Below are 26,293 nucleotides of genomic sequence, written 5' to 3'. Positions count from 1 at the left end.
GGGGGTTCAGGAGGCGGCTTTGAGGAGCCGCAGCCGGGGCGCGGGGCCCGAGTGGGCGCCGCGGCGGTGCAGGGAGCGGGCCGCGTAGTCGCCGGCGAACTGGATGACCGAGATGACGACGGCGAGGATCGCGACGGTGATCCACATCAGCTGGGTCTCGAAGCGCTGGTAGCCGTAGCGGATGGCGATGTCGCCCAGGCCTCCGGCGCCGACGGTGCCCGCCATGGCCGAGTAGCCGATGAGGGCGACGATCGTGGTGGTGGTGCTGGAGATCAGCGACGGCAGGGACTCGGGGACGAGGACCTTGCGGACGACGGTCCAGGTGTTGCCGCCCATGGACTGCACGGCCTCGACGAGCCCGTGGTCCACTTCGCGGACGGCCGTCTCGACCAGGCGCGCGAAGAACGGGATGGCGCCGACGGCGAGCGGCACGATGGCCGCCTCGACGCCGATGGTCGTACCGGTGACGGAGCGGGTGAAGCCCATCAGCGCGACCATCAGGATGATGAACGGCAGGGAGCGGGCGATGTTCACGATCTGCCCGATGACCTTGTTGGCGGCGAGGTTCTGCAGGAGGCCGCCGCGGTCGGTGAGGACCAGCAGGATGCCGAGCGGCAGTCCGCCGACGACGGCGATGAGCGTGGACCAGCCGACCATGTAGAGCGTGTCCCAACACGCCTGCTCCAGCAGGGGCTGCATCTCGGACCAGGTCACTTGGCACTCTCCTTCACCAGTACGGACTCGTGGCCCAGGACGTCGATCTGGAGGCCCTGTTCGCGCAGGAAGCCGATCGGCACGACGTTGTCCTCGTAGCGGCCGGGCAGTTCGATGCGCATCCGGCCGACCTGGAGGCCGCCCACGGTGTCGATGGCGGCACCGAGAATCGATATGTCGATGTTGTAGGTGCGGGCGAGCTGCGAGATGACGGGCTGGGTGGCGCTCTCGCCCTGGAAGGTGACGTCCAGGACGGTGCGGTCCTCGCCGGAGGCCTCGCCGTCGAGCGGGAACAGCGCGGCGGCCAGCTCGGAGCCGGGGGTCGCGAGGAGTTCGCTGACCGTGCCGGACTCGACGATGCGCCCGTTCTCCATCAGCGCGGCCGAGTCGCAGACCGACTTCACGACGTCCATCTCGTGGGTGATGAGCAGGACGGTCAGGCCGAGTTGGCGGTTGAGGTCGCGCAGCAGCGCCAGGATCGAGCGGGTGGTCTCCGGGTCGAGGGCGCTGGTGGCCTCGTCGGACAGCAGCACCTTCGGGTCGCCGGCCAGGGCCCGGGCGATGCCGACGCGCTGCTTCTGACCGCCGGACAGCTGGGCCGGGTAGGCCTTGGCCTTGTCGGCGAGGCCGACCAGGTCGAGCAGCTCCAGCGCCTTGCGGGAGCGCTCCTTCCCGGACTTTCCGAGGATCTCCAGCGGCAGCTCGACGTTGTCCTGGACGGTCCGGGAGGACAGCAGGTTGAAGTGCTGGAACACCATGCCGATACGGCTGCGCGCCTGTCGCAGTTCCTTCCCGGCGCGCGGGCCGCGGCCGGCCAGGGCGGTGAGGTCCTGCCCGGCGACGGTCACGGTGCCGGAGGTGGGGCGTTCCAGCAGGTTGACGCAGCGGATGAGCGAGGACTTGCCGGCGCCGGACTGGCCGATGACGCCGTACACCTCGCCTTCGCGGACGTGCAGGTCGACGCCGTCCAGGGCGGTGACCTCGCGGCCGCGTGCACGGTAGACCTTGGTCAGGCCCGAGGTGGTGATCACTGGGATTCCGTCACTGTCGAGTGCGCGGGCGTGGGTGTGCCCGGGCACAGGTGCATTCGGTCAGGGACGCGACACGGTTCTCGCTGGGAAGTGGAACCGGGGAGAACATGTGCGCGGGGCGGCTTCGCGTCACGCCGCGCTCAGGGCGTGCGGACAGGCCGCGGTCTCGCTTCGGGGCGCGAGCTCAGGGGGTGGTGCGGGGGCCCTCTAGAAGGCGCACATTCGACACATACAACGAGCACCGGGCGTCAGGGTCGCCTCGGTCGCGGGGATGCGGTCGCTCGTCGTGGTCATGCCGTCAGTAAAACACGCGTACGGTCCTGACCGGCCCTCCGCTGTCCGGATGCTGGACAGCGGTGGACAGGGCCGGGGGCCGATCAGCCGCGCAGGGAGATCTCCACGCCCTGCTCGGTGACCAGTGCGGACAGGGCCGACAGGTTCTCGACGACCAGATCGGCGTGGAGTTCGTGGGCCTGGTGGGTTGTGGTCAACGCCACGGTGGTCATACCGGCGGCGCGGCCGGCCGTCAGGCCCGCGGGAGCGTCCTCGAAGACGACGCAGTGCGCCGGGTCCACGCCGAGCGCGCGGGCGGCGAGCAGGTAGGGCTCGGGGTCGGGCTTGCCGCGCGTGATGTCGTCGGCGGCGACGAGCGTCTTGGGCAGGATGCCGACGGCGTCGAGCCTGGCCTCGGCCAGCCGCCGGGTGGCGGAGGTGACGACGGCCCAGCGGTCAGCGGGCAGGGCGTCGAGGAAGGCCCGGGTGCCCGGCAGCAGGTGCACACCGCCGTTGGGTACGTCGTCCACCTCAAGGTCCTCGATCCGCGCCACTGCCTGAGGAACGACCTCCGCGGGGAGCAGGTCGGCGGCTATCTCCGCGGCAGGCCGGCCGTGCAGCTCGACCCGCGCGAACTCCTCGGCCGTGATCCCGTACTCCCCGGCCCACCGCGTCCAGCAGCGGTCCACCGAGGCGAGGGAGGAGACGAGGGTTCCGTCATTGTCGAAGAGCAGGGCCTGCGCGTGGATCGTCATGCCGTCGACCCTACGGTGCAGGCCAGGGCCGGAAGCATCGGGCCTTTTCGGCCGTAATAAGGTCGCAGCATGCTTGATGCCCTGACGCTGGTGACCGGCGTCGCCGCGCTGCTGCTCGCCGCCTGGTGCGGCTGGGCGGCCTACCGTGACCAGCCTACGAAGGACTGGCACTTCATCGGCATGGCCGTGGTCACGCTGCTGTCGCTGATCCAGCTGGTGGTGGGGATCGTGCTGCTGGCGCAGGGCGAGAAGCCGGAACAGGGCACGACGATCTTCGTGGCGTATCTGCTGGGGGCGTTCGCGTGCGTCCCGGCGGCGGGGTTCATGTCGCTGGCCGAGCGGACCCGGTGGGGCTCGGTGACGGTGGCCGCCGGCGGTGTCGTGCTGGCGGTGCTGGAGGTGCGGCTCTATGACATCTGGGGAGGCTGAGGTGAGCCGGCGCCGGCTGACGAGTGGGCCGGGCACGCTGCTGGTGTGGCTGTACGGCGTGATGGTCGTGGGGGCGGTGTCGCGCTCCGCGTATCAGATCGCAACGGAGTTCGACCGGGCGCCGCTGGCGTACGCGCTGTCGGCCGTCGCGGGCGTGGTGTACGGCTTCATCACGTACTCGTTGGTGCGGGGCGGGGAGACGGCGCGGAAGGCTGCGCTGGCGTGCTGTGTCGCGGAGTTGGTGGGGGTGCTGACGGTGGGGACGTGGACGTTGATCGAGCCGTCGGCGTTTCCGGACGCGACCGTGTGGTCGGACTTCGGGATGGGGTACGTCTTCATTCCCGTACTGCTCCCGCTGACCGCCATCTACTGGCTGCGGAAGGGTGCGCCCGAGGAGGGCGGCGCCTGAGGTTCCTCAGGCGGCCGCGGGCCGTGACTGGTTGCGCGCGGGTCCCCGCGCCCCGGAAAGGGCGAAGATCAAGCTGTCGCCGCGTACGTACCGGCCGGCTTCTCCAGGATGATCATGGGGATGCCGTCCGCGCCCTGGGACGTGCCCACCGTCTCGTAGCCGACCTTGCGGTAGAGACGGAGGTTGCCCTCGCTGCGGTGGCCGGTGTGGAGGCGGAAGCGGGTGGCGCCGTGCCGGCCGGCGAGGGCCGCCTCGGCCGCTCGCAGAAGGCGCGCGCCGATGCCGTGGCCCTGGAGGCGGGGGTGGACGCAGAGCTTGCCGATGGCGGCGGCGCCGTCCTCGGTGACCGAGCCTCGGACCGAGCCGACGACCTCCTCGCCGAGCCTGGCCACGAAGACACAGTCGCGGGTGACCTCCTCGCGGACCGAGTCGAGGGTTTGGACGAGCGGGTCGATGCGGTAATTCCCGTACAGCGCCGCCTCCGGCTGGAAGCACAGGTACTGCAGCCTGAAGATCTGCTCCGCGTCCTGCTCGGTCGCCGCAGAGATGGTCACGCTCATGCCCATGTGCGCACGCCTCCCGCTCATCTGATCACCTGTCGTCCCTCACTCCTATCCCCGTCCTCAGCGGGCCGCAACCTCCGGCGTGAGCAATCTCCGCAGACATCCCAGGCATCTGGAACGTTCCGGGCCAAGACTCCCCTGTGAGATACCCAACTCCCCTGCGATTTCCCGGTATGTCAGGTCATTCGGTGAGAGCAGGGCCTCCATCAGCCGGGGGCAGCGGCCCGGGAGGCGGCGCACGGCTTCGCGCAGGGCCCGGCCGCGGGCGGCGGCGAGGGCGAGCTCTTCGGGGTCGTGGTCTGCGGCGTCGACCGGTTCACCGGCGTACGGCCGTTCGAGACGGCTCGTACGGCGGGTGCGGCGCGCCTCGGAGCGGACGGCCCGGCGGAGCCACTCCTCGGGGTCGAGCGGCGGACCCTCGGCGTCGAGGCGCTCCAGCAGGCGGAGCCAGACCGCCTGTTCCAGGTCGCCCGGCTCGGTTCCGGTGGAATGTGCCTCCGCGGAGGCCTCGGCGCTGAGCAGCGGGTGCAGGGCGGTGACCAGGTCGTGCGTCATATGCGGAGCGACGCGGCCGCCCGGGCGGCGGGTTGCCCGGACGGCCGAAGCTCACTCGACCGGGGGGTGTGAACTCAGGTGTTGACGCGCTCGGGTGGGGACGAGCTCAGCCGTTGAAGTCCGCCCGGGCCAGCAGTCCCGTGTCGGGCTGGTCCGTGAAGACGCCGTCGATGCCGGTCGCGAAGTACGCCCGGTACGCGCCGAAGACGTCACCGTAGGCGTCCGCCTCCGAGCCCTTGCGGAAGTTCGCGGGCAGGAAGGGGTTCTCGTTGCGCAGGGTGTACGGGTGCAGGATCAGGCCCACCTTGTGCGCGTCGGAGACCAGCGTCGTCGGCGTGGTGAGGTTGCCCTGGGCGTCGCGGGGGATGATCAGGTCCAGGGTCGGGCCGATGCCCTGCGCGTAGGAGGCGATCTCCCTGAGGCCGGCCGGCTTGACCAGGTCGGCGACCGTGCGCGGGTCGCCGGTCTCGACGAAGTCCCAGGGGCGGGAATCGGCCGACGACAACAGCACGACCAGCGGGTTGTCGACCAGCTTGTTCAGGCGCTGGATGCTGGTCGGCTCGAAGGACTGGAGGATGACCGGGGAGGTGCGCCGGTCCTTGCGGTACTTGCGCAGCAGCTTGGCGACGCGCTCCTCGAGCGGGAGACCCTGCTTGCGGAAGTAGGTGGGGTGCTTGAGCTCGGGGTAGATCCACACCTGCTTGCCGCGCTTGCGGGTCTGCTCGTCCTGCCACCTGAGGACCTCTTCGAAGGTGGGGATCTCCCAGCGGCCGTTGTAGAGGGTGTTGTGGGGGCGGTTGGCCGGGATGCGCTCCACCGCGCGCAGCGTCTTCAGCTCGGCGAGCGTGAAGTCCTCCGTGAACCAGCCGGTGGTGGAGACGCCGTCGAGCAGCTTGGTCTTCTTGCGATCGGCGAACCCGGGATGGTCGGCGACGTCCGTCGTGCCGCCGATCTCCGGCTCGTGACGGCAGACCAGGTGCCCGTCCTTGGTCGGCACCAGGTCGCCCGCCTCGACGATGTCGGCACCCAGGTCGAGGGCCAGCTGGTAGGAGCCGAAGGTGTGCTCCGGGCGGTAGCCGCTGGCCCCGCGGTGGCCGATGATCGTCGGCTTGGGCAGGCCGCGCACTCCGCCGCCGTGCCGGGCGCCGTCCGCTCGCGCCGTGCCGGCCATGCCGAGGACCGCTCCGCCGGCGCCGAGCACGGCCGCGCCGAGCAGGGCCCGCCGTCCGGTACCGCTCGTTTCTTCGTTCGACTCCTGCGTTCCCATGAGCGTCCTCCCTGCCGTTCGGCTCGTCAGTGCGGGCTGATCGTAGGGGCGCGTACATGACGGGTGGGAGACCCCGGGCGGAACACGCGGGTGATGTCGGATGTCGTAGTGGCTGGTGAGGAGGACGAATTGACGGTTCGTCGTGAACCTTCGATTCGGTCCGCCCGTTCTGGGAACGCGTGCGGTGTGCTCGGGGCGATGTGCGTCACATCATGTCGGCCGCGTTACACACCGTCGGCGGCACGCCACCGCAGGTAAACACGCGTCAACAGTGCGTAAGGCCTCGGTGAAGTCGCCGTGCCCGATGTGCGCGATGGCCGGGGCCACGAGTATCGTCCTCACCTGCACATACTCATATCGAACCCCTTGACACCGGAGGGTCCGTTGTCCCGCTTCGCGCTCATCAAGGCAGTGCTCGGCCCGATCATGCGCCTGATGTTCCGCCCACAGGTGGAAGGTGCGGAGCACATTCCCGGCCATGGTCCGGTGATTCTGGCCGGCAACCACCTGACGTTCATCGACTCGATGATCCTTCCGCTGGTCTGCGACCGTCAGGTCTTCTTCATCGGCAAGGACGAGTACGTGACCGGGAAGGGCCTCAAGGGCCGGTTGATGGCCTGGTTCTTCACGGGCGTCGGCATGATCCCGGTGGATCGTGACGGTGGCCGGGGCGGTGTGGCCGCCCTGATGACGGGGCGGCGGGTGCTGGAGGAAGGCCGCGTGTTCGGCATCTACCCGGAGGGGACGCGGTCGCCCGACGGGCGTCTGTACCGGGGGCGGACGGGGATCGCCCGGCTGACCCTGATGACGGGTGCGCCGGTGGTGCCCTTCGCCATGATCGGCACGGACAAGCTGCAGCCGGGAGGGGCGGGACTGCCCCGCCCCGGCAAGGTCACCGTGCGGTTCGGTGAGGCGATGGAGTTCTCCCGGTACGAGGGGATGGACCGGGACCGGTATGTGCTGCGGGCGGTGACGGACTCGGTGATGACCGAGGTCATGCGGCTGTCCGGACAGGAGTACGTGGACATGTACGCGAGCAAGGCGAAGGAAGCGGCGTAGATTCTCCGGGGCGCCTCTGGGCTCGGGGGGTCGTGGACCGTGGGCGGCTGCGGGTTGTGGCGGGCTTGTCGCGTCCCCGCGCCCCCGAAGGCGTGACCCTCGAGGGCGTGGCTGTGTGGAACCCCGTGCCCGTGTCGCGCAGTTCCCCGCGCCCCTGAGGCGTGACCCTCACGCGTGTTCCGTTCCGCCGCCTTCCAGCTTCTGGCCTCGTAGCAGGAACCACGCCGCCACCGCCGCGGCCAGCAGGACCGCCGCGCCCACTCCTGCCGCGAGAGCCAGGCCGTCGACGAAGGACGTGCGGGCCGCGTCCAGCATCACGGCGGCGCTGCGCGTCGGCATGCCCGCGGCCGCCTCGACGGCGCCGCCCAGCGACTCGTGGGCCGCGGCCGGTGTGCCGGCGGGGCCGGTGAAGTCGCGGTAGACGCCGGTCACGATCGAGCCGAGCGCGGCGATACCCAGCGCGGCGCCGAGTTCGTACGCCGTCTCGGACACGGCGGACGCGGAGCCCGCCTGCTCCTTGGGCACGCTGGAGAGGATCACGTCGGCGGTCACGGTGAACGAGAGGCCGGCGCCGACGCCGACCACCAGCAGCGCGGTCCCGAGCAGCGGATAGCCGGTGGACTGGCCCAGCACCGTGAGCGCGGCCAGCGCGAAGCCGATCGCCGCGAGCCCCCCGGAGACGACGGCCCGCACCGTGAAGCGCCGGGCCGCACGCCCCGCGATCAGTCCGGCCACCACCGCGCCGACCGCCGCGGGCAGTTCCGCCAGACCGGCCTCGAACGGGCGCCTGCCCTGGACGAGTTGCAGATACTGGGACAGGAAGAACACCAGGCCGGACAGGCCGAGGATGGTCAGCAGGTCCGCCAGCACCGCCCCGCTGAAGCCGCGGTTGCGGAACAGCCGCATGTCCAGCAGCGGGGTCGGCAGCCTGAGCTGCCGGCGGACGAAGCCGTACAGGGCGGCCGCGCCCAGCAGACCCGCGACCAGGGTGCTCCACGCGAAGCCGTGGGTGGCGGCCTCCTTGATCGCGTACACGACGCCGATCATGCCGACCAGCGACAGCACGACACTGACCACGTCCCAGGGACCGGGGTTCGCGGTGCGCGACTCGGGCAGCAGCTTGATTCCGACGAGGACCAGCACGGCCATCACGGGCAGGTTGATCAGGAAGACCGAGCCCCACCAGAAGTGCTCCAGCAGGAATCCGCCGACGATCGGGCCGACGGCCGTACCGGCGGAGGCGGTGGCGCCCCAGATGCCGACGGCGAGACTGCGTTCGCGCGGGTCGTGGAAGAGGTTGCGGATCAGGGCGAGTGTGGCCGGCATCAGGGTCGCACCGGCGACGCCGAGCAGCGCCCGGGCGACGATCATCGTCTCGGGGGTCGTGGCGTAAGCGTTGAACACGGATATCGCGCCGAACGCCGTGGCACCGACCAGCAGGATCCGCTTGCGGCCGATCCGGTCTCCGAGGCTGCCCATGGAGACGAGCAGACCGGCGATGACGAACGAGTAGACGTCGCCGATCCACAGCAGCTGCGTGCCGGAGGGCTTGAGGTCTTCGCTGATGTAGGGGGTCGCGAGACCGAGAACGGTCGCGTCGACGGCCACCAGCAGCACGGCGAGCACGAGAACGCCGAGCGCGAGCCAGCGGCCCGGGCGCTCCACCGCCTCGGTACGGTCCGCCGGCTGCAGGGTGCTGGTCATGATTCCTCTCTTCTGAGTGCGCCGCCGAGCAACAGCTCGACGATCATGTGCTGGAAGTCCTTGGGGGCGCCCTTGCCGCTGTGCACCATCCAGGCGCCGGAGGCCATCAGGCCGTACAGCGCCTCGGTGAGCCAGGCAGGCGTGAGGTCGATGCGGAACTCTCCGCTGAGCTGGCCGCGCCGGAACAGGGCGGAGATCCGGTCGTCGATCAGGGCCCAGCCGGCGTTCTGCTCCTCGCCCTCGAACAGCTGGTTCTCGGTGTAGAGGAACGCGAGCAGCCCGGCGGCGGGCTCGACGGCCCCGACCAGCCGGCGTACGGCCTCGCTCGCCGTGCCCTCGTCGAGCCGGGCGGCGTCCAGGGCGGCCTCGCACTCCGCGATGCCGAGCGCCTCCAGCGCCCGGACGAGGGCGTCACGTCCGGCGAAGTGCCGGTGCAGCGTGGCCCGGCTGATTCCGGCGGCCTTGGCGACCTCGTCCATCGTCGCGGTGGATTTGCGGGCCAGCAGGGCGGCGGCGGCGCGCAGCACGTGCTCAGGATCGACAGCCATGAGACAACCATAAACCATATGAGACATGAGTGTCTCATCCTGGGCATGCGTGACTCACGGCTGCCGTGTCGGCGTGCGCAACGTGGTGATCAGTGCCAGGGCAGCTGCCCGCGCCGCTCCCAGTAGGCCTGCGGCTCCTCCACCAGCGTGGCGAGGCGGGTCAGCTGGTCGTCGTCGAGGTCGACCACCGCGGCGTGCAGGTTCGAGGCGAGCTGGCCCGTGGTGGCGGCGCCGGAGAGGACGACGCCGGCCCAGGGCTGCCTGAGGATCACGGCCAGGGCGACCGCGTCGCAGCCCAGTCCGGTCTGCTCGGCGATCTCCTTCAGGGCGTCCGGGGCGTGCTGCCCGGCGAGGCGGCCGTTGGCCATGCCCTCCTTGACGATGACGGTGAGCCCGGCGTCGTGCGCGTCGGCGAGGGCGGGGGCGGCGGAGGTCTCCAGCGCGTTGTACGTGGACTGCACGGTACGGAACAGGGGCTCGCCGTCGACCGTCACGGCGAGGGCCGCGCGGATCGCCTCCGCCTGGGCGGGGCCGCTGGTGGAGAAGCCGACCGTGAGGCCCTGCGCGGCGGCTTCCGCGAGCTTGGCGTGCAGTTCCTTGTCGGTGAGGGCCGGGCTGTCCGGGGTCACCGAGTGGATCTGGTAGAGGTCGAGCCGGTCGCCGAGCAGGGCGTCGCTCTCCGCGCGCTGCCGCTCGTAGGTGGCGAGGGTGTGGTCCTTGACCTCGTGCTGCTCGGCGTCGGTGGACCAGTCGGCGGTGTAGGTGTAGCCCCACTTGCTGCCCACGACGATGTCGTCGAGGCCGGGCCTGCCTCTCAGCCAGTCGGCGAGGAACTCCTCCGAGCGGCCGTAGGAGCGGGCGACGTCGAAGTAGCGGACGCCCTGGGCGTAGGCGGCGTCGAGGAGTTCGTGGGTGCGGTTGCGCAGTGCGTCGACCGTGCGCTCTGAAGGGAGGTCCTCGTCTCGCCCCAGGTTGATGTAGCCCGGGCGTCCGACTGCGGCGAGGCCGAGGCCGATGTGGCAGGTGGGGGTTGTGGCTGCGGCCAGGCGGGCGAAGGGCATCGGGGGCTCCGTTCGGTCGGCTGTGGCTTTCGACCAACGTAACGCCCGCGATGACCTTCGCCTCTGAGCTCGGACTCCCTGTGTTGCGGCGGGTGCAGGTGGTGCGTGGTTGCCCGCGCAGTTCCCCGCGTCCCTCAGGAACCTTGCCGCGCCGTTGCCCAGGCGTGCTGGGCCGCCACGTCCGCCTTCACCTCCGCCAGCTGGATCGCCACCGCGCTCGGGGCCGTGCCGCCCCGGCCGTTGCGGGAGGCCAGGGCACCGGGGACGTTGAGGACCGTGCGGACCTCGGGGGTCAGATGGGCGGAGATCTTGGCGAACTGCTCGTCCGTCAGCTCGTCCAGTTCCTTGCCCTCGGCCTCGGCGACCTTCACGCACTCGCCGGCGACCTCGTGGGCCACGCGGAACGGGACGCCCTGCTTGACCAGCCACTCGGCGATGTCCGTGGCGAGGGAGAAGCCGGCCGGGGCCAGTTCCTCCATGCGCTCACGGTGGACGGTGAGGGTGGCCATCATGCCGGTGAAGGCGGGGAGCAGGACCTCCAGCTGGTCGATGGAGTCGAAGACCGGCTCCTTGTCCTCCTGGAGGTCGCGGTTGTACGCGAGCGGAAGGGCCTTGAGGGTGGCCATGAGGCCCGTCAGGTTGCCGATGAGACGGCCGCTCTTGCCGCGGGCCAGCTCCGCGATGTCCGGGTTCTTCTTCTGCGGCATGATCGACGAGCCCGTCGAGAACGCGTCGTGCAGGGTCACGAAGGAGAACTCCTTCGTGTTCCAGATGATGACCTCCTCGGCGATCCGGGAGAGGTTGACCCCGATCATCGCCGTGATGAAGGCGAACTCGGCGACGAAGTCCCGGGAGGCCGTGCCGTCGATGGAGTTGCCGGCCGAGCCGTGTTCAAAGCCGAGGTCCTTCGCCACCGCCTCCGGGTCGAGGCCGAGGGAGGAGCCCGCCAGGGCGCCCGAGCCGTAGGGCGAGACCGCCGTGCGCGCGTCCCACTGGCGCAGCCGCTCGGCGTCCCGGGAGAGGGACTGGACGTGGGCCAGGACGTGATGGGCGAACAGGACCGGCTGGGCGTGCTGAAGGTGCGTGCGGCCGGGCATGGCCACGTCCGGATGCGCTTCGGCGAGGCCGATCAGCGCGTCCTGGAGCTCGGCGATCAGACCGCCGACGATGCGGGCATGGTCGCGCAGGTACATGCGGAAGAGCGTGGCGACCTGGTCGTTGCGGGAGCGGCCCGCGCGCAGTTTGCCGCCGAGGTCGGGGCCGAGGCGCTCCAGGAGGCCGCGCTCCAGGGCGGTGTGGACGTCCTCGTCGGCGATCGTGCCCATGAAGGAGCCGTCGGCGACGTCCCCCTCCAGCTGGTCGAGCCCGGCGATCATGCGGGTCAGCTCGTCGTCCGTGAGCAGGCCCGCCTTGTGCAGCACGCGCGCGTGGGCACGCGAACCGGCGATGTCGTACGGCGCGAGCCGCCAGTCGAAGTGGACGGACGCGGACAGCTTCGCCAGGGCCTCGGCGGGACCGTCGGCGAATCGACCGCCCCAGAGCCGGACGTCACCGCTGTTGCTGCTCACCTGCTGCACTCCTCTATGGGTGTGGATGTGCCACCGCTTCCCCGCACCGGGGAGGCGGTCGTCACGCTACTGCTTGCGCGAGGTCGCGCCCGGCCGCGATCGGTATGCATGAGTATGCAGAGCTCCGCATGAATCGTCAATCTGCCTCGGAGTGAGGGTCGGATTCCGGACGGCGCGAGAAGAATTTGAAGATCCGTTGAACACGGGAAACCGCTTACCCGTACCTCTCGCCGAACGCAGGCGCCGCGTTTCGAGACCGACGAATTCCCCGACCCCCTAGTGAGGCATCCGCATGTCCAGGGCTCTTCCGAAGTACAACAAGCGTCGCGTCACGTTCATCGGCGGCGCCGCCGCGGTGGCGCTGTCCGGCACGGTGATCGCCGGGTTCGCCCTCGCCGGGGAGGGCTCCAAGAGCAACGGGACCAGCGCCCGGACGCTCGCGGGCCCCGGCACGATCACCTGCCCGGACGTGAGGTCGAAGCTGCCGGCGGTTCCCGCCTCCGCCAAGGCCGAGGTCGACCGCAACCTGACCCTGCTCAACACGCAGCTCCAGGAGGCCAACAAGCGTCTGGTCGACACCGTCGGCCAGGGCGGCCCGAACTTCGTCCAGAACGCCATCCTCGGCCCGCTCAAGGACAAGCGCGTCGCCACCGTCAACCGCATCGCCACCGCCATCGGCCGCACCGCCGCCAAGCCGCAGGGCCTGGACTCCCTCGCCGCCTGCACACTCAACGGCGCGGGCACCAACGCGGGCGGCGGCGCGGCCGCCAAGCCGCCGACGGGCGGCAACGCGGGCAACGCGGGCAACGCGGGCAACGCGGGCAACGGCGGCAACGCGGGCAACGGCGGCAACACCGCCGCAGGCACGATCACCTGCCCGGACGTGAGGTCGAAGCTGCCGGCGGTCCCCGCCTCCGCCAAGGCCGAGGTCGACCGCAACCTGACCCTGCTCAACACGCAGATCCAGGAGGCCAACAAGCGTCTGGTCGACACCGTCGGCCAGGGCGGCCCGAACTTCGTCCAGAACGCCATCCTCGGCCCGCTCAAGGACAAGCGCGTCGCCACCGTCAACCGCATCGCCACCGCCATCGGCCGCACCGCCGCCAAGCCGCAGGGCCTGGACTCCCTCGCCGCCTGCACGCTCACCAAGTGAGGTGACAGGCGCTGTGGCCGCCCCGTGGGAGCGCCGGCCGGGGCGGCCACGGAAAGCGCCTGCACGCGGGATCCGGCAGAGGTGACCGGATCCCGCAATTCCTTAGACAGTCGAAAGACTTGCGACCATAATCGTTCGACATGGGAAAGACTCATGAGCGCATAGACGGCCGGCTCCGCACCTTCATCGAGGCGCAGCCGGTCTTCTTCACCGCCACCGCCCCGCTGGCCGCCGACGGCACGGTCAACCTCTCCCCCAAGGGCCTCAGGGGCTCCTTCGCCGTACTCGACGAGCTCACGGTGGCCTACCTCGACTTCGCCGGTTCCACTGCCGAGACCATCGCCCATCTGCGGGAGAACGGTCGGATCACCCTGATGTGGTGTGCCTTCCAGGGCCCGCCGAACATCGTCCGCGTGCACGGCAGGGGCGAGCCGGTCTTCCGCGACGACCCCCGTTTCGCGGAACTGCTCGCGCACTTCCCGGACATCGACCCGACGCGGCACGGCCTGCGCGCGATCATCGTCGTCACGGCCGAACTCGTCCGTGACTCCTGTGGCTACGCGGTGCCCTTCATGGCGTACGAGGCGGACCGCGAGCTGCACGGCAAGCGGTTCGCCCGTGAGGACGACGCGTCGCTGAGCGCGTACTTCACCAAGAAGGAGCACATCGCCACCAGCCTGGACGGACTACCCGGGCTGCCGTTGCCGCTGCCCCCCTCTACGGTCTGAGGCATGCGCCCTGGTGCCGTCGCCCTCGCCGTCTCCTCCCTCGTGGTGCTCGGCGCCGGGCCGCCCGCCCCCGTGCCTGCGCTGCCGTCCCGGATGGCGGACACCGGCGGCGGCACCCAGCTGATCACCGCGGTGGCTCCGAGGCGGGCCTCGACGACCGGCACGGTCACCTGGTGGGACCGCGGGCCGGACGGGCGCTGGGTGAAGAGGGGCTCCGTGCCCGCGCGCTTCGGGGCGAACGGACTCGCCGCGGGCGCCTCCCGCAAGCAGGGCACGAACACCACACCCACGGGCCTGTACGGCCTGCCGTACGCCTTCGGCATCAAGGCGGCGCCGCGCGGTACGGCGTACACCTACCGCCGGGTGCGCCAGGACTCCTGGTGGTGCCAGGACGACGACTCCCGCTCCTACAACCGCTGGAGCGAGCCGCGCGCGGCCGACTGCCGTGCCGCCGAGTCCGAGCACCTGATCACCTTTTCCGCGCAGTACGCGCACGCGCTCGTCATCGGCTTCAACTACGAGCGGCCCGTGCGGGGGCGGGGCGCGGGCATCTTCCTCCACGTCAACGGGCGGGGGCCGACGGCCGGTTGCGTCTCCGTGCCCAAGGAGGCGATGCGGCGGATCCTCGTGTGGGCCGACCCCGCGCGGAGGCCGCACATCGCCGTGGGGACGAAGAGCGGAATCACGGCCGTCACCCGCCGGTGACGGGCCGGCGGCCGGTGAGGGTTACCAACGGTCACTCCTGTTCGCACACGACTCGGCACCCGGCTGAACACTCCCGTGCCGCGGCACGTATCTGTGGGCCAAGGGTCAAGTCCCCACGGAGGAACCGTGACCACCACGCTCGCAGGCGGACGTGCCGCCCGCCGCCAGACGATGCGCCGCATCCGCCCGCGCCGCTCCCCGGCCGTCCCGCTGCTGATCGCCCTGTGGGCCGGTGCGGCGGCCGTGCTGTGGCTGTGGTGGGACAACACACCGTCCCTCGCGGACACCACGAGCAAGATCCTGGCCGCGGGCCGGATCACCGGCCTGCTCGCCGGCTACCTCATGGCACTGGTGGTGCTCCAGATGGCCCGGGTGCCCGCGCTGGAGCGCCGGGTGGGCACCGACCGGGTCGCGCGCTGGCACGCCATGACCGGCCGCTACACGCTCTGCCTGGTCCTCGCCCATGTCTTCCTCATCATGTGGGGATACGCCCTTCAGGCGGGCAAGGGCCTCGGCGACATCGTCCAGCAGACGACCGACTCCATCAACCAGCTGCCGGACATGGGCAAGGCCGCCATCGGCACGGGCCTGCTGTTCCTCATCGGGATCCTGTCCATCGGCGGGGTCCGCCGCCTGATCGGCTACGACACCTGGTACCACGTGCACCTGCTCACGTACGCGGCGGTGTACCTGACGTTCTGGCACCAGATCACCACCGGCAACGAGTTCGCCGTCGCGCCGGCCGCGAAGACCTTCTGGTACGGGCTGTACGGCGCGGTGACCGTGCTGGTCGTCTGGTACCGGATCCTCACCCCGATCCGGCTGAACCTGCGGCACCGCATGCGGGTCGAGGCGGTCATCGAGGAGACCCCGGGGATCGTGTCCGTGCTGATCAGCGGGCGCAAGCTGCACCGGATGGGCGCGGAGGCCGGGCACTTCTTCCGCTGGCGGTTCAAGGCCCCGGGCATGCGCTTCAGTTCGCACCCGTACTCGTTGTCGGCGGCGCCCCGCCCGGACATGCTGCGGATCACGGTCAAGGCGATCGGTGACCACACCTCCCGGCTGCGAGATCTCGAGCCCGGCACCAAGGTGTGGGCCGAGGGTCCGTACGGTGCGATGACCGCGCAGCGCCGCAGCCGCGGCAAGGTACTGCTCGTCGCGGGCGGTGTCGGCATCACCCCGATGCGGGCGCTGTTCGAGACGCTGCCGGGCGCGTCCGGCGACATCACCCTTCTCTACCGGGCCAACACCACCCAGGACCTGGCCCTGTGGGGCGAACTCTCCAAGATCGCCGACGAGCGCGGTGCCCGGTTGATGTACGCGGTCAACAGCCCGGAGGGGGAACGCCCCGACATCTCGGCGGAGTCCCTCCGGCGGAAGATCCCGGACATCGACGACCACGACGTCTTCATGTGCGGGCCGCCCGGCTTCGCCCAGTCGGTCTACGAGGCACTGCGCGGCGCGGGAGTACCCGCCCGCCGCATCCATCACGAGTCGTTCGAGATGTGAGCGACGGGACACCAACGGCCCTTTCAGGAGTTTGGGAAACGATGAGGAAGTCTCACCCCGTCCGGCGTGCCGTGCTCGCCGGCGCAGCCACCGTCTCCGGGATCGTGCTGCTGCTGTCGTTGAAGCCGGCCTCCGACCCGGGCTCGGCCCAGGCGGCGGGCGGCCAGCTCCCGCCCGCGGCGGCCGGGCAGGCACCGCAGGGCGGCGTGAACGGCGCGGTCACCGGTGACGCGGCGCAGACGCAGTACGGCGCGGTGCAGGTCCGCCTGACGATGAGCAACGGCAAGATCACCCAGGCGGAGGCGGTCCAGGCCCCCAAGGGCGGCCGCAGCGACCAGATCACCGCCAGTTCGGTGCCCCGCCTCAACCAGGCGGTGGTCGCGGCGCAGAGCGCGGAGATCGACGCGGTGTCCGGGGCGACGTACACCAGCGCCGGCTACAAGAAGTCCCTCCAGTCGGCCCTGGACAAGGCGAAGGCGTCAGCCGGTTCGCAGCAGGGGTCGGGCGGCGCGCAGACGCTGACCGGCGATGTCGCGCAGACGCAGTACGGCCCGGTGCAGGTGCGGGTGACCGTCGCGGGCGGGAAGATCACCAAGGCGGAGGCGGTCCAGGCCCCCAAGGGCGGCCGCAGCGACCAGATCACCTCCTCCTCCGTCCCCCGCCTCAACCAGGCGGCCGTCGCGGCCGGGACCGCCGACATCGACGCGGTCTCGGGCGCCACGTACACCAGCGCCGGCTACAAGAAGTCGCTCCAGTCGGCCCTCGACAAGGCTCCGGCCGGGGGCGATTCCTCCGGGGCCGCGGGGTCGGGGGGCGGCCAGGCCGGGACGCAAACCCTCACCGGCAGCGTGGCGCAGACGCAGTACGGGCCGGTCCAGGTGCGGGTGACCGTCGCCGGCGGCAAGATCACCAAGGCGGAGGCGGTCCAGGCCCCCAAGGGCGGCCGCAGCGACCAGATCACCTCCTCCTCCGTCCCCCGCCTCAACCAGGCGGCCGTCGCGGCTGGAAACGCGCAGATCGACGCCGTGTCCGGGGCGACGTACACCAGCGCCGGCTACAAGCAGTCCCTCCAGTCGGCGCTGGACCAGGCCGGTGGCTGACACGGTGGCCGACTCCGCTCAGGCTCCCGCCGCGGTACGTCATGCCGAGGAGACGATGGGGACCGTCTTCTCCTTCGACGTCCGCGGCGGGGAACCGGCCGCCGTGCGCGCGGCCCTGGACGAGGCCGTCGCCGGACTGCACCGGGTGGACGAGGTGTTCAGCACGTACCGCGAGGACAGCCAGGTCTCCCGGCTGCAGCGCGGGGAGGTGACCGTCGAGGAGTGCGATCCCGAGGTCGCCGAGGTGCTGGCACTGGCCGCCGAGGCGGAGCGGCTGAGCGACGGCTGGTTCAGCACGTCGTACCAGGGCCGCCTCGATCCGACCGGCATCGTCAAGGGCTGGGCGGTCGAGCGGGCGGCGCGGCGGCTCGCCGAGGTGCCCGGCGTGTGCGGGGTGAACCTGAACGGCGGTGGGGACGTGCAGCTCCTCGGTACGCCGGGGGCGCAGCGGCCGTGGCGGGTGGGGGTGGCCGACCCGTTGCGGCCGGGGGGTCTGGCGGCGGTCATCTCGGCCGCCGGGGCGGACGAACTGTCCGTGGCCACGTCCGGTACGGCGGAGCGGGGCGCGCACATCGTCGATCCGCGCACGGGGCGCTCGGCGGTGACCGACCTGGTGGCCGTGACGGTGGTGGGACCGCGGCTGACGTGGGCGGACTGCTGGGCGACGGCGGCCTTCGCGATGGGTTCGCGGGAGGGGCTGGCGTGGCTGGAGTCACTGCCGGGGGTGGAGGCGCTGCTGATCACGGCCGGGGACGAGGTGCGGTGTACCGGGGGGTTGGCAGCGAGGCTGGGGTGAACCGGCCCTCCTGGGGGCGCGGGGAACTGCGCGAACGGCCACAGACGACCCGCACCCGCCGACGAACAGACGCCCCCACGGCGCTCAGTGCCCGTTCTGCGCCAGCCTCAGCAGGTGATCCGCCAGCGCCTGCCCACCCGTCGGCTCCCTGCTGATCAACAGCAGCGTGTCGTCACCGGCGATCGTCCCCAGGATGTCGTGCAGCTCGGCCTGGTCGATGGCCGAGGCGAGAAACTGAGCCGCACCGGGCGGGGTACGCAGGACCACGAGGTTCGCCGAGGCCTCCGCGGAGATCAGCAGCTCCTGCGACAGCCGCCGCATCCGCTCCTCTTTCGCCGACCCGCCCAGCGGTGCCCGGGGCGTACGGAACCCGCCCTCGCTGGGCACCGCGTAGATCAGGTCGCCGTCGGTGTTGCGGATCTTCACCGCGTTCAGCTCGTCCAGGTCCCGGCTGAGCGTCGCCTGGGTGACGTTCAGCCCGTCGTCGGCGAGCAGCTTCGCCAGCTGGCTCTGCGACCGCACCGGCTGCCGGTTGAGGATGTCCACGATCCGGCGGTGGCGGGCGGTGCGCGTCTGCGGCACGGCGGGCCCGTTCGCCCCCGGCTGCTCGTGGTCCTGCGCCTGGCTCATCGTCGTCTCATTCCCCGGATCGTCCGTCCCCGTTCACTGCCTGGAGGATGCCGGGCAGCGCCCCGAGGAACGCGTCCACCTCGTCGTCGCCGAGGTTCAGCGGCGGCATCAGCCGGACGACGTCGGGGGCGGGCACGTTCACCAGGAATCCGGCCTCCTGAGCCGCCTGGCGCACCTGGGGCGCGAGCGGCTCGGTGAGCACGATACCCAGGAGGAGTCCCGAGCCCCGGACGAAATCGATCAACTGATGGCCGAGGCCCTCGATTCCGTCCCGCAACCTCTCGCCCTGCCGCTTGACGTTCTCCAGCAACCCCTCGTTCTCGATGGTGTCGAGGACGGCGAGCCCGGCGGCGCAGGCCACGGGGTTGCCGCCGAAGGTCGTGCCGTGCTGGCCGGGCTGGAGCAGGTCGGCGGCCCGTCCGAAGGCGACGGTCGCGCCCAGTGGGAGCCCGCCGCCGAGCTGCTTGGCGAGGGTGACGACGTCGGGCAGGACGCCCTCGTGGGCCTGGTACTCGAACCAGTGCCCGGTCCGGCCGATGCCGGTCTGCACCTCGTCGAGGACGAGGAGTGCCCCGGTCGCGGCGGTGATGGCCCGGGCCGCCTTGAGGTAGCCGGCCGGCGGGACGACGACGCCCAGTTCGCCCTGGATCGGCTCCAGGATGACGAGCGCGGTCTCCTCGGTGACCGCGGCGGCCAGGGCCTGCGCGTCGCCGAAGGGCACGTGGGTGACGTCGCCGGGCAGGGGCAGGAACGGCTCGCGCTTGCCGGGCTGGCCGGTCATGGCCAGGGCGCCCATGGTCCGCCCGTGGAAGGCGCCCTCGGTGGCGACGACGTGGGTCCGCCCGGTCAGCCGGCCGATCTTGAAGGCGGCCTCGTTGGCCTCGGCGCCGGAGTTGCAGAAGAAGACCTTGCCGTCCCGGCCGAACAGGCGCAGCAGCCGCTCGGCGAGGGCGACGGTCGGCTCGGCCATGAAGAAGTTGGAGATGTGGCCGAGGGAGCCGATCTGGCGGGTGACGGCCTCGACGACCGCCGGGTGGGCGTGGCCGAGGGCGTTGGTGGCGATGCCGCCGACGAAGTCGAGGTAGGAGGTGCCGTCGGCGTCCCAGACCCGGGTGCCCTCGCCGCGTGCCAGGGGCAGCAGCGGGGTGCCGTAGTTGTTCATGAGCGCGCCCTGCCACCGCTCGGCGTACTCCTGATGGGCGGTCATACGGCATCCCCCTCTTGCTCGTCGGGCACGACCATCGTGCCGATGCCCTCGTCGGTGAAGATCTCCAGCAGGATCGAGTGCTGGACCCGGCCGTCGATGACGCGGGCGGTGGTGACGCCGTTGCGTACGGCGTGCAGGCAGCCCTCCATCTTCGGCACCATGCCGGACGACAGGTCCGGCAGCAGCCGCTCCAGTTCGGCGGCGGTGAGGCGGCTGATCACCTCGTCGCTGTGCGGCCAGTCCTCGTAGAGGCCCTCGACGTCCGTGAGGACCATGAGGGTTTCGGCGCCCAGTGCAGCAGCGAGTGCCGCAGCCGCCGTATCAGCATTGACGTTGTAGACATGTCCGTCGTCCTGGGAGCGGGCGATCGAGGAGACGACCGGGATGCGGCCGTCGGCGAGCAGGGCCTCGATCGCGCCCGTGTCGATCGCGGTGATCTCGCCGACCCGGCCGATGTCGACCAGTTCGCCGTCGATCTCGGGCTGGTGCTTGGTGGCGGTGATGGTGTGGGCGTCCTCGCCGGTCAGGCCGACGGCGAGCGGCCCGTGCTGGTTGAGCAGACCGACGAGTTCGCGCTGGACCTGCCCGGCCAGCACCATCCGTACGACGTCCATGGCGTCCTCGGTGGTCACCCTGAGGCCCGCCTTGAACTCGCTGACGATGCCGTGCTGATCGAGGGCGGCGCTGATCTGCGGGCCGCCGCCGTGCACGACGACGGGCTTGAGGCCGGCGTGGTGCAGGAACACGACGTCCTGGGCGAAAGCGGCCTTCAGGTCCTCGTCGATCATGGCGTTGCCGCCGAACTTGATGACGACCGTCTTGCCGTTGTGCCGGACCAGCCACGGCAGCGCCTCGATGAGGATCTGCGCCTTGGGCAGCGCGGTGTGCTTGCGCGTCGGAGTGCTCATGAGCTGTAGGCGCTGTTCTCGTGGACGTAGTCGGCGGTGAGGTCGTTGGTCCAGATGGTGGCGGTCTCGGACCCGGCGGCGAGGTCGGCGACGATGTGCACCTCGCGGTAGCGCATGTCGACCTTCTCGCGGTCCTCGCCGACGCCGCCGTTCTTGCAGACCCACACGCCGTTGATGGCCACGTTGAGCCGGTCCGGCTCGAAGGCGGCCTGCGTGGTGCCGATCGCGGAGAGGACCCGGCCCCAGTTGGGGTCCTCGCCGTGGAGGGCGCACTTGAGGAGGTTGTTGCGGGCGATGGAGCGGCCCACCTCGACGGCGTCGTCCTCGGTCGCGGCGTTGACCACCTCGACCTTGATGTCCTTGCTGGCGCCCTCGGCGTCCCGGATGAGCTGCTGCCCGAGGTCGTCGCAGACCTGCCGGACGGCCTCGGCGAACTCCTCGTGCTCCGGGGTGACGTCGGCCGAGCCGGAGGCGAGCAGCAGGACGGTGTCGTTGGTGGACATGCAGCCGTCGGAGTCGACCCGGTCGAAGGTCGTGCGCGTCGCCGCCCGCAGCGCCTTGTCGAGGACGTCGTCGTCGAGGGCGGCGTCGGTGGTGAGGACGACCAGCATGGTGGCGAGGCCGGGGGCGAGCATGCCCGCACCCTTGGCCATGCCGCCGACGGTCCAGCCGTCCTTGCTGACCACGGACGTCTTGTGGACGGTGTCGGTGGTCTTGATGGCGATCGCGGCCTTCTCGCCGCCGTGCTCGCTGAGCGCCTCGGCGGCCGTCTCGACACCCGGGAGCAGCTTGTCCATGGGGAGCAGGACGCCGATGAGGCCGGTCGAGCAGACGGCGACCTCGATGGCGCCCCGACCGAGGACCTCGGCGGCCTTCTCGGCCGTCGCGTGGGTGTCCTGGAAGCCCTTGGGGCCCGTACAGGCGTTGGCGCCGCCGGAGTTGAGGACGACGGCGGACACCTGGCCGCTCTTGAGCACCTGCTCGGACCACAGGACCGGCGCGGCCTTCACACGGTTGGAGGTGAAGACGCCGGCGGCGGCGCGGCGGGGCCCGTTGTTGACCACGAGGGCCAGGTCCGGGTTGCCGTTCTCCTTGATCCCGGCGGCGATGCCCGCCGCCGTGAATCCCTTGGCTGCCGTCACGCTCACGGTGCGACTCCGATCGTGGAAAGTCCGGTGGTCTCGTCGAGACCCAGGGCGATGTTCATGCTCTGGACGGCACCGCCCGCGGTGCCCTTGGTCAGGTTGTCGATGGCGCTGATCACGATGATCCGTCCGGCGGCCTCGTCGTACGCGACCTGCAGCTGAACGGCGTTCGAACCGTGGACGGACGCCGTGGCGGGCCACTGCCCCTCGGGGAGCAGGTGCACGAACGGTTCGTCGGCGAAGGCCTTCTCGTAGACGGCGCGCAGGGACTCGGCCGTGACGCCGTCGGCGGCCTTGGCGCTGCACGTGGCGAGGATGCCGCGGGGCATCGGCGCGAGGGTCGGCGTGAAGGACACCGAGACCGGCTCCCCCGCGGCCGCGCTGAGGTTCTGGGTGATCTCGGGGGTGTGCCGGTGCCCGCCGCCGACGCCGTACGGGGACATCGAGCCCATGACCTCGCTGCCCAGCAGGTGCGGCTTGGGCGCCTTGCCCGCGCCGGAGGTGCCGGACGCGGCGACGATCACGGCCTCGGGCCCAGCCAGGCCCGCCACGTACGCCGGGACGAGGGCGAGGGAGACGGCGGTCGGGTAGCAACCGGGCACCGCGATGCGCTTGGACCCCTCCAGCGCAGCGCGGGCGCCCGGCAGTTCGGGGAGGCCGTAGGGCCAGGTGCCGGCGTGCGGGGAGCCGTAGAACTTCTCCCAGGCGGCGGCGTCCGTCAGCCGGAAGTCGGCGCCCATGTCGACGACGAGTACATCCGGGCCGAGCTGCTCGGCGACGGCGGCGGACTGCCCGTGCGGCAGCGCGAGGAAGACGACGTCGTGGTCGGCGAGGACGTCCGGGGTGGTCTCCTGGAGCACTCGGCCGGCCAGGGGCAGCAGGTGCGGCTGGAGCGCACCGAGCCTCTGCCCCGCGTTCGAGTTGCCGGTCAGGGCGCCGATCTCGACCTCGGGGTGCGCCAGGAGCAGACGCAGCAGCTCCCCGCCCGCGTACCCACTCGCTCCGGCCACTGCCGCACGTACCGCCATGGATCCTCCTCCTCAGAGGGCATGACTATACGTTTCTCTGCACGTTTATGCAATCCCATTCAGGAGCCGCGCGGTCGTCGCGACGGCGGCCCCGGAAACCGGCTTTGTCCTGACCATGACCACAGGTTAAGGTCCCCGGGCACAACTGAAGGGGATCACGGCGGGTGGGGGACATGGCCGAGGAGATCGACGCGCCCATGAAGAGCGCGAGCGCGTGGGGGCAGGCCCTCGCGGCGGTGGCGCTGGTGGGGGCCCTCGGCGCGGGCTTCTGGGGGCTCGCGAAGACGTCGGCAGCGGAGAGCGAGCCGAAGCCTGCCACCTGCTCCGACGGGGAGAGCCCGGCCCCGAAGGGCAAGCGCCTCTCCGGCGCGCAGTTGTGCGCGGCGCTGAACCGGTCCGACCTGGCCGCGCTGCTGGGCACGCCGACGGAGATCGCGAAGACCGCCCATGGCAGCGACAGTTCCATCGGGACCGCCGGCGGCAAGGACATCGCCACACCGCAGGCGCAGGTCGAGTTCGAGACGTACACCGTGACGCTCTCGGCGACGTACGACGGCCTTCCGGTGGCCGGGTCGGAAGCACTGCTCGGCAGCGATGCCCGTCGGCAGAAGGTACTGGGCCGCCCGGGGGTGTTGTACTCGAACCGCACCATCAGCATCAGCTTCCGGCTGGACGGCGGCGACGCCGACAGCGGTCCCGGCGTTCCGGCCCGGGCTCTCACCGTGGCCCAGGACGCGAAGGACCGTGGCGGCTCCCTCGACGTCACCCTGTGGCGCGCGGACGGAGTGGTGCCGGACGACGCGGTGCTGCTGCGCGTCGCGGAGACGGTGCTGCCGACGGTCCCGGGGTGGACCGCGCGCGGCTGAGCCCGCCCCCGGCCACTGTCATGGTGTGGGCCGCCGCCCCGCGGACGGCGGCCCGCACCGGGGTTCCTACTTCTGCTTGATCCTCAGGAAGGTGACGGAGTTCGCCGGGAAGGTGTACGTGAACTTCCCGGTCACGCCCCGGAAGGTGGACGTCACCGGCGTCACCGGCGTGTCCGTCTCGGTGTTCACGGCGTCCTCGTCGGCGGCCAGTGTGGTCACACGGGCCGTGGAGGCGACCTTGGCGCCACCGAGGTCGACGGCCGTACGGGCCTCGGCCGCCTGGGCGTTGACGACCTTGACGATCAGGTCACCGGTCCTGGCGTCCTTGGTGACGACCTGGCGGAACGGCTCGGCCGGCTTGTCGTCCTTGAAGCTGCCCCACTCCTCGCCGTCGAGGAACAGCGTGACCTGGCGGCCGCGCACCTTGATGTCGATGTCGTAGGCCCGGCCCGTCTCGATCGAGCCGGCCTTCGTCATCAGGGTGCCCTTGCCGCCGTCCACGGCCTGTTCGATCGCGGACTGGGTGTTGTTCCAGCCGCCCAGGTTCCACCAGTAGTAGTTGCCGGTGTCCTTGACGCCGAAGGCGACGAGGAAGCCCTCCTTGCCTGACTTCTTGGTGGCCTTCACATGCAGGTCGTAGTCCTTCCAGGCCGGGTCGCCCGCCGTGACCATGGTGTTCTCGGCGGCGGTGTCGGTCTGGACGTAACTCCCGTCCTGGATGCTCCAGCTGCCCCGGCCGCTGGTCGTCCACTTCGAGGCGTCAGACGAGAAATCGTCGCTCAGCAGGGTCGAGCCGTCCGCAGAGGTGACCTTCACGTCGTCGTACGCGGCGCTGGTCGCCCACGTCGACAGGCCGACGGCACCGGTGATGGGTCCGCTGACGTTCGGGGTCGTGGTGGCCTTGGAGGGGACCACGCGGTCGCCGACGTTGTTCATGAACAGCTTCTGGACCTCGTAGTTGGCCGAGTTCCAGGAGGCCCGGTTGTTGAACCAGATCATGTCCGGCCGCCACTGCACGTAGTCCTCGTTGGCGAGCAGCGGGGCGTACGAGGCGAGCTTGACGACGTCCGCGTTGCGCTCCAGGCCGGTCATGAAGGCGGCTTCGGTCAGGCCGTTCTTCCAGGCGTTGCCCTGGGAGGCGTATTCACCGAGGAAGACCTTGGGGCCGTTCCTGTCGTAGGAGTCGTAGCGGTCGTTGTTCTGCAGGAACCAGGTCGGGCTGTTGTAGTAGTGCTCGTCGACCATGTCGACCTTGCCCTCGCGGTTGAGCTGCCAGGCGGTGTCGAAGGTCGTGCCGGCGTCGTCGGGGCCCGAGTTGGAGATGACGGTGATGTCCGGGTACTTCGCCTTGATCGCGGTCCGGAACTGCTGGAAGCGGGCGAAGAACTCCTTGGGCAGGTTCTCCTCGTTGCCGACCCCGATGTGGGTCAGGTGGAAGGGCTTGGGGTGGCCCATCCGCGCGCGGACCTTGCCCCACGTGGAGGTCGCCGGGCCGTTGGCGAACTCGATGAGGTCGAGGGTGTCCTGGATGTGCCGCTTGAGCAGCGCCTCGTCGTCGGTGGCCTTGTTCTGGCCGCAGCCGGTCACCAGGGCGGGGACGACGGGCAGCGGCATGGCGCCGATGTCCTCGGAGAAGCGGAAGTACTCGTAGTAGCCGAGGCCGTAGCTCTGGTTGTAGCCCCAGAAGTTGGCGTTGGTGGCGCGCTCCTCGACCGGGCCTACGGTGTCCTTCCACTGGTAGCTGCGCTTGCGCTGCCAGTTCGAGGCCTCGCTGTAGTCCTCCATGGAGCCGGTGTTGACCAGGCAGCCGCCGGGGAAGCGCACGAAGCCCGGCTTCAGGGCGGCGATCTTCTCGGCGAGATCCTTGCGCAGGCCGTTCGGCTGGTTCTTGTACGTCTCGCGCGGGAACAGCGACACCTCGTCGAGCGCGGCGGCGTTCGTGGAGGCGACGGTGAGCCGGCCGCGGTTGCTGGTGCGGGTCGCGGTGAAGGTGGCCTTGTACTTGGCCCAGCCGCCCTTCACGGCGACCTGGCGTGCGGTCGCGAGAGTGCCCGCGGCGTCCTTCAGCGCGACGGTGAGCGTGCTGCCGCTCTCGGCGCGAGCCCACACGGAGAAGTCGTACCGCTTGCCCTGCTCGACCCTGATGCCGGTGTTGTAGCCGGCGTTCGTTATGGACGAACCGGCACCCAGGGACAGGTAGTTGCGGTTGCGTTCGTTGAGCCGGCCGGCGTCGTTCACGACCTGGGCCGTGCCGCCGGCCGTCCAGGAGGTCAGGGGCGTGTAGGAGCCGTTGTCGGCGGTGGAGTACTCGAAGGAGCGGTTCTGCACGAGCTCGGCGTACAGACCGCCGTCGGCGGCCCGGTTGATGTCCTCGAAGAAGACGCCGTACATCGTGTCGTCGATCTTCGCGCCCTGGGTGGACGGGTCGACGGTGATCGCGTAGTCGGTGACGTCCTCGGCGTGCGCGGGGGCCGGTACGAGGGCTGTCGCCGTCAGGAGGGCGGTGGTCGTGAGACCGAGTCTCCATCGGGTGCGGGCGGCGGTGCGTGGCATGGATACTCCGCGGCTCTCTGGTAGAGGAG

The 26,293-nt window shown here is 70.8% G+C and carries 26 protein-coding genes; 10 read left to right on the top strand and 16 right to left on the bottom strand.

Features of this window, described 5'->3' with window-relative positions:
- Positions 1-6: 6 nt before the first annotated feature.
- The 3 genes from ACIRDU_RS32475 to ACIRDU_RS32465 all read right to left on the bottom strand — a co-directional run bounded on the left by ACIRDU_RS32475 (position 7) and on the right by ACIRDU_RS32465 (position 2,773).
- Positions 7-714 carry a methionine ABC transporter permease gene (locus ACIRDU_RS32475; RefSeq protein ID WP_403586231.1) on the bottom strand — a complete coding sequence of 236 codons (708 nt, stop codon included), beginning with the start codon at positions 712-714 and terminating at the stop codon, positions 7-9.
- Complete coding sequence (locus tag ACIRDU_RS32470) at positions 711-1,745, bottom strand: methionine ABC transporter ATP-binding protein (RefSeq protein WP_403586229.1); 1,035 nt, start codon at positions 1,743-1,745, stop codon at positions 711-713. The genes ACIRDU_RS32475 and ACIRDU_RS32470 overlap by 4 nt, the downstream gene beginning before the upstream one ends.
- Before the next feature lie 377 nt (positions 1,746-2,122).
- Positions 2,123-2,773, bottom strand: a complete 651-nt coding sequence (locus tag ACIRDU_RS32465) for an HAD family hydrolase (protein ID WP_403586226.1) — start codon at positions 2,771-2,773, stop codon at positions 2,123-2,125.
- A gap of 69 nt (positions 2,774-2,842) precedes the next feature.
- Here ACIRDU_RS32465 and ACIRDU_RS32460 point away from each other — a divergent pair, with 69 nt between their 5' ends.
- The gene (locus ACIRDU_RS32460) at positions 2,843-3,202 is read left to right on the top strand and encodes a hypothetical protein (RefSeq protein ID WP_391004754.1); all 360 of its coding nucleotides are present in this window, start codon (positions 2,843-2,845) and stop codon (positions 3,200-3,202) included.
- A complete protein-coding gene (locus tag ACIRDU_RS32455; RefSeq protein WP_403586223.1) occupies positions 3,183-3,611 on the top strand; it encodes a hypothetical protein in 429 nt (142 codons plus the stop codon). The genes ACIRDU_RS32460 and ACIRDU_RS32455 overlap by 20 nt, the downstream gene beginning before the upstream one ends.
- A 68-nt stretch (positions 3,612-3,679) precedes the next feature.
- Here the strand turns inward: ACIRDU_RS32455 and ACIRDU_RS32450 are convergent, their stop codons facing one another.
- From ACIRDU_RS32450 to ACIRDU_RS32440, 3 genes are all read right to left on the bottom strand, one after another.
- Positions 3,680-4,177, bottom strand: a complete 498-nt coding sequence (locus tag ACIRDU_RS32450) for a GNAT family N-acetyltransferase (RefSeq protein ID WP_403586356.1) — start codon at positions 4,175-4,177, stop codon at positions 3,680-3,682.
- Positions 4,178-4,234: 57 nt separating this feature from the next.
- On the bottom strand, positions 4,235-4,729 hold the full coding sequence (locus tag ACIRDU_RS32445) for a sigma-70 family RNA polymerase sigma factor (protein WP_403586221.1): 495 nt from the start codon (positions 4,727-4,729) through the stop codon (positions 4,235-4,237).
- Between the two features lie 106 nt (positions 4,730-4,835).
- Positions 4,836-5,996, bottom strand: coding sequence for a glycerophosphodiester phosphodiesterase (locus tag ACIRDU_RS32440; protein WP_403586218.1), 1,161 nt, complete (start codon positions 5,994-5,996; stop codon positions 4,836-4,838).
- Between the two features lie 384 nt (positions 5,997-6,380).
- Between ACIRDU_RS32440 and ACIRDU_RS32435 the strand changes: the two genes are divergently transcribed.
- On the top strand, positions 6,381-7,055 hold the full coding sequence (locus ACIRDU_RS32435) for a lysophospholipid acyltransferase family protein (RefSeq protein ID WP_403586215.1): 675 nt from the start codon (positions 6,381-6,383) through the stop codon (positions 7,053-7,055).
- 168 nt (positions 7,056-7,223) lie between these two features.
- Here the strand turns inward: ACIRDU_RS32435 and ACIRDU_RS32430 are convergent, their stop codons facing one another.
- The 4 genes from ACIRDU_RS32430 to argH form a co-directional block, all read right to left on the bottom strand.
- Entirely contained in the window at positions 7,224-8,759 is a 1,536-nt protein-coding gene (locus ACIRDU_RS32430; RefSeq protein ID WP_403586212.1) for an MFS transporter, read from the bottom strand.
- Complete coding sequence (locus tag ACIRDU_RS32425; RefSeq protein ID WP_403586209.1) at positions 8,756-9,307, bottom strand: TetR/AcrR family transcriptional regulator; 552 nt, start codon at positions 9,305-9,307, stop codon at positions 8,756-8,758. Before ACIRDU_RS32425 ends, ACIRDU_RS32430 begins: the two co-directional genes overlap by 4 nt.
- A gap of 89 nt (positions 9,308-9,396) precedes the next feature.
- Positions 9,397-10,368 (bottom strand): aldo/keto reductase, encoded by a 972-nt coding sequence (locus ACIRDU_RS32420; RefSeq protein WP_403586207.1) that lies wholly within the window; start codon positions 10,366-10,368, stop codon positions 9,397-9,399.
- Between the two features lie 134 nt (positions 10,369-10,502).
- Positions 10,503-11,936: an argininosuccinate lyase gene (argH, locus tag ACIRDU_RS32415; RefSeq protein ID WP_403586205.1), complete on the bottom strand. Its 1,434-nt coding sequence runs from the start codon at positions 11,934-11,936 to the stop codon at positions 10,503-10,505.
- Positions 11,937-12,228: 292 nt separating this feature from the next.
- Between argH and ACIRDU_RS32410 the strand changes: the two genes are divergently transcribed.
- From ACIRDU_RS32410 to ACIRDU_RS32385, 6 genes are all read left to right on the top strand, one after another.
- Positions 12,229-13,089, top strand: coding sequence for a hypothetical protein (locus ACIRDU_RS32410; RefSeq protein WP_403586202.1), 861 nt, complete (start codon positions 12,229-12,231; stop codon positions 13,087-13,089).
- A gap of 140 nt (positions 13,090-13,229) precedes the next feature.
- Positions 13,230-13,817: a pyridoxamine 5'-phosphate oxidase family protein gene (locus tag ACIRDU_RS32405; RefSeq protein WP_403586199.1), complete on the top strand. Its 588-nt coding sequence runs from the start codon at positions 13,230-13,232 to the stop codon at positions 13,815-13,817.
- Between the two features lie 3 nt (positions 13,818-13,820).
- The gene (locus ACIRDU_RS32400; RefSeq protein WP_403586196.1) at positions 13,821-14,522 is read left to right on the top strand and encodes a L,D-transpeptidase; all 702 of its coding nucleotides are present in this window, start codon (positions 13,821-13,823) and stop codon (positions 14,520-14,522) included.
- Positions 14,523-14,648: 126 nt separating this feature from the next.
- Positions 14,649-16,031 carry a ferric reductase-like transmembrane domain-containing protein gene (locus tag ACIRDU_RS32395; RefSeq protein ID WP_403586193.1) on the top strand — a complete coding sequence of 461 codons (1,383 nt, stop codon included), beginning with the start codon at positions 14,649-14,651 and terminating at the stop codon, positions 16,029-16,031.
- Between the two features lie 41 nt (positions 16,032-16,072).
- The gene (locus ACIRDU_RS32390; protein WP_403586190.1) at positions 16,073-17,131 is read left to right on the top strand and encodes an FMN-binding protein; all 1,059 of its coding nucleotides are present in this window, start codon (positions 16,073-16,075) and stop codon (positions 17,129-17,131) included.
- Positions 17,124-17,927 carry an FAD:protein FMN transferase gene (locus ACIRDU_RS32385; RefSeq protein ID WP_403586187.1) on the top strand — a complete coding sequence of 268 codons (804 nt, stop codon included), beginning with the start codon at positions 17,124-17,126 and terminating at the stop codon, positions 17,925-17,927. The genes ACIRDU_RS32390 and ACIRDU_RS32385 overlap by 8 nt, the downstream gene beginning before the upstream one ends.
- A gap of 84 nt (positions 17,928-18,011) precedes the next feature.
- Here ACIRDU_RS32385 and ACIRDU_RS32380 read toward each other — a convergent pair whose 3' ends face one another.
- Genes ACIRDU_RS32380 through argC form a run of 5 tightly spaced genes read right to left on the bottom strand, consistent with a single transcriptional unit; the run spans position 18,012 to position 22,845 of the window.
- Positions 18,012-18,557 carry an arginine repressor gene (locus tag ACIRDU_RS32380; RefSeq protein WP_403586184.1) on the bottom strand — a complete coding sequence of 182 codons (546 nt, stop codon included), beginning with the start codon at positions 18,555-18,557 and terminating at the stop codon, positions 18,012-18,014.
- Positions 18,558-18,564: 7 nt separating this feature from the next.
- Complete coding sequence (locus tag ACIRDU_RS32375; RefSeq protein WP_403586182.1) at positions 18,565-19,764, bottom strand: acetylornithine transaminase; 1,200 nt, start codon at positions 19,762-19,764, stop codon at positions 18,565-18,567.
- A complete protein-coding gene (argB, locus tag ACIRDU_RS32370) occupies positions 19,761-20,672 on the bottom strand; it encodes an acetylglutamate kinase (RefSeq protein WP_403586179.1) in 912 nt (303 codons plus the stop codon). Before argB ends, ACIRDU_RS32375 begins: the two co-directional genes overlap by 4 nt.
- Complete coding sequence (gene argJ, locus ACIRDU_RS32365; RefSeq protein ID WP_403586177.1) at positions 20,669-21,820, bottom strand: bifunctional glutamate N-acetyltransferase/amino-acid acetyltransferase ArgJ; 1,152 nt, start codon at positions 21,818-21,820, stop codon at positions 20,669-20,671. Before argJ ends, argB begins: the two co-directional genes overlap by 4 nt.
- Positions 21,817-22,845 (bottom strand): N-acetyl-gamma-glutamyl-phosphate reductase, encoded by a 1,029-nt coding sequence (gene argC, locus ACIRDU_RS32360; RefSeq protein ID WP_403586174.1) that lies wholly within the window; start codon positions 22,843-22,845, stop codon positions 21,817-21,819. Before argC ends, argJ begins: the two co-directional genes overlap by 4 nt.
- 173 nt (positions 22,846-23,018) lie before the next feature.
- On the opposite strand from argC, the gene ACIRDU_RS32355 reads away from it, so the two are divergent.
- Positions 23,019-23,711 carry a DUF6215 domain-containing protein gene (locus ACIRDU_RS32355; protein ID WP_403586171.1) on the top strand — a complete coding sequence of 231 codons (693 nt, stop codon included), beginning with the start codon at positions 23,019-23,021 and terminating at the stop codon, positions 23,709-23,711.
- 66 nt (positions 23,712-23,777) lie between these two features.
- Here ACIRDU_RS32355 and ACIRDU_RS32350 read toward each other — a convergent pair whose 3' ends face one another.
- Positions 23,778-26,264, bottom strand: a complete 2,487-nt coding sequence (locus tag ACIRDU_RS32350) for an alpha-L-arabinofuranosidase C-terminal domain-containing protein (protein ID WP_403586168.1) — start codon at positions 26,262-26,264, stop codon at positions 23,778-23,780.
- Between the last annotated feature and the right edge of the window lie 29 nt (positions 26,265-26,293).

This window comes from Streptomyces sp. NPDC093598, from assembly GCF_044764825.1.
In the GTDB taxonomy this organism is placed as follows: Bacteria; Actinomycetota; Actinomycetes; order Streptomycetales; family Streptomycetaceae; genus Streptomyces.
This window is presented reverse-complemented; position numbering and strand designations above follow the sequence as displayed.

What these genes read in the sequence shown, in the direction of transcription:
- ACIRDU_RS32460 (WP_391004754.1), top strand. Translation starts at nt 2,843, where the DNA reads ATGCTTGATGCCCTGACGCTGGTGACCGGCGTCGCCGCGCTGCTGCTC.
- ACIRDU_RS32410 (WP_403586202.1), top strand. Translation starts at nt 12,229, where the DNA reads ATGTCCAGGGCTCTTCCGAAGTACAACAAGCGTCGCGTCACGTTCATC.
- argB (WP_403586179.1), bottom strand. Translation starts at nt 20,672, where the DNA reads ATGAGCACTCCGACGCGCAAGCACACCGCGCTGCCCAAGGCGCAGATC.
- ACIRDU_RS32375 (WP_403586182.1), bottom strand. Translation starts at nt 19,764, where the DNA reads ATGACCGCCCATCAGGAGTACGCCGAGCGGTGGCAGGGCGCGCTCATG.
- ACIRDU_RS32445 (WP_403586221.1), bottom strand. Translation starts at nt 4,729, where the DNA reads ATGACGCACGACCTGGTCACCGCCCTGCACCCGCTGCTCAGCGCCGAG.
- ACIRDU_RS32400 (WP_403586196.1), top strand. Translation starts at nt 13,821, where the DNA reads ATGCGCCCTGGTGCCGTCGCCCTCGCCGTCTCCTCCCTCGTGGTGCTC.
- ACIRDU_RS32450 (WP_403586356.1), bottom strand. Translation starts at nt 4,177, where the DNA reads ATGGGCATGAGCGTGACCATCTCTGCGGCGACCGAGCAGGACGCGGAG.
- ACIRDU_RS32425 (WP_403586209.1), bottom strand. Translation starts at nt 9,307, where the DNA reads ATGGCTGTCGATCCTGAGCACGTGCTGCGCGCCGCCGCCGCCCTGCTG.
- ACIRDU_RS32405 (WP_403586199.1), top strand. Translation starts at nt 13,230, where the DNA reads ATGGGAAAGACTCATGAGCGCATAGACGGCCGGCTCCGCACCTTCATC.
- ACIRDU_RS32420 (WP_403586207.1), bottom strand. Translation starts at nt 10,368, where the DNA reads ATGCCCTTCGCCCGCCTGGCCGCAGCCACAACCCCCACCTGCCACATC.
- ACIRDU_RS32465 (WP_403586226.1), bottom strand. Translation starts at nt 2,773, where the DNA reads ATGACGATCCACGCGCAGGCCCTGCTCTTCGACAATGACGGAACCCTC.
- ACIRDU_RS32350 (WP_403586168.1), bottom strand. Translation starts at nt 26,264, where the DNA reads ATGCCACGCACCGCCGCCCGCACCCGATGGAGACTCGGTCTCACGACC.
- ACIRDU_RS32440 (WP_403586218.1), bottom strand. Translation starts at nt 5,996, where the DNA reads ATGGGAACGCAGGAGTCGAACGAAGAAACGAGCGGTACCGGACGGCGG.
- ACIRDU_RS32380 (WP_403586184.1), bottom strand. Translation starts at nt 18,557, where the DNA reads ATGAGCCAGGCGCAGGACCACGAGCAGCCGGGGGCGAACGGGCCCGCC.
- ACIRDU_RS32355 (WP_403586171.1), top strand. Translation starts at nt 23,019, where the DNA reads ATGGCCGAGGAGATCGACGCGCCCATGAAGAGCGCGAGCGCGTGGGGG.
- argC (WP_403586174.1), bottom strand. Translation starts at nt 22,845, where the DNA reads ATGGCGGTACGTGCGGCAGTGGCCGGAGCGAGTGGGTACGCGGGCGGG.
- ACIRDU_RS32430 (WP_403586212.1), bottom strand. Translation starts at nt 8,759, where the DNA reads ATGACCAGCACCCTGCAGCCGGCGGACCGTACCGAGGCGGTGGAGCGC.
- ACIRDU_RS32455 (WP_403586223.1), top strand. Translation starts at nt 3,183, where the DNA reads ATGACATCTGGGGAGGCTGAGGTGAGCCGGCGCCGGCTGACGAGTGGG.
- ACIRDU_RS32390 (WP_403586190.1), top strand. Translation starts at nt 16,073, where the DNA reads ATGAGGAAGTCTCACCCCGTCCGGCGTGCCGTGCTCGCCGGCGCAGCC.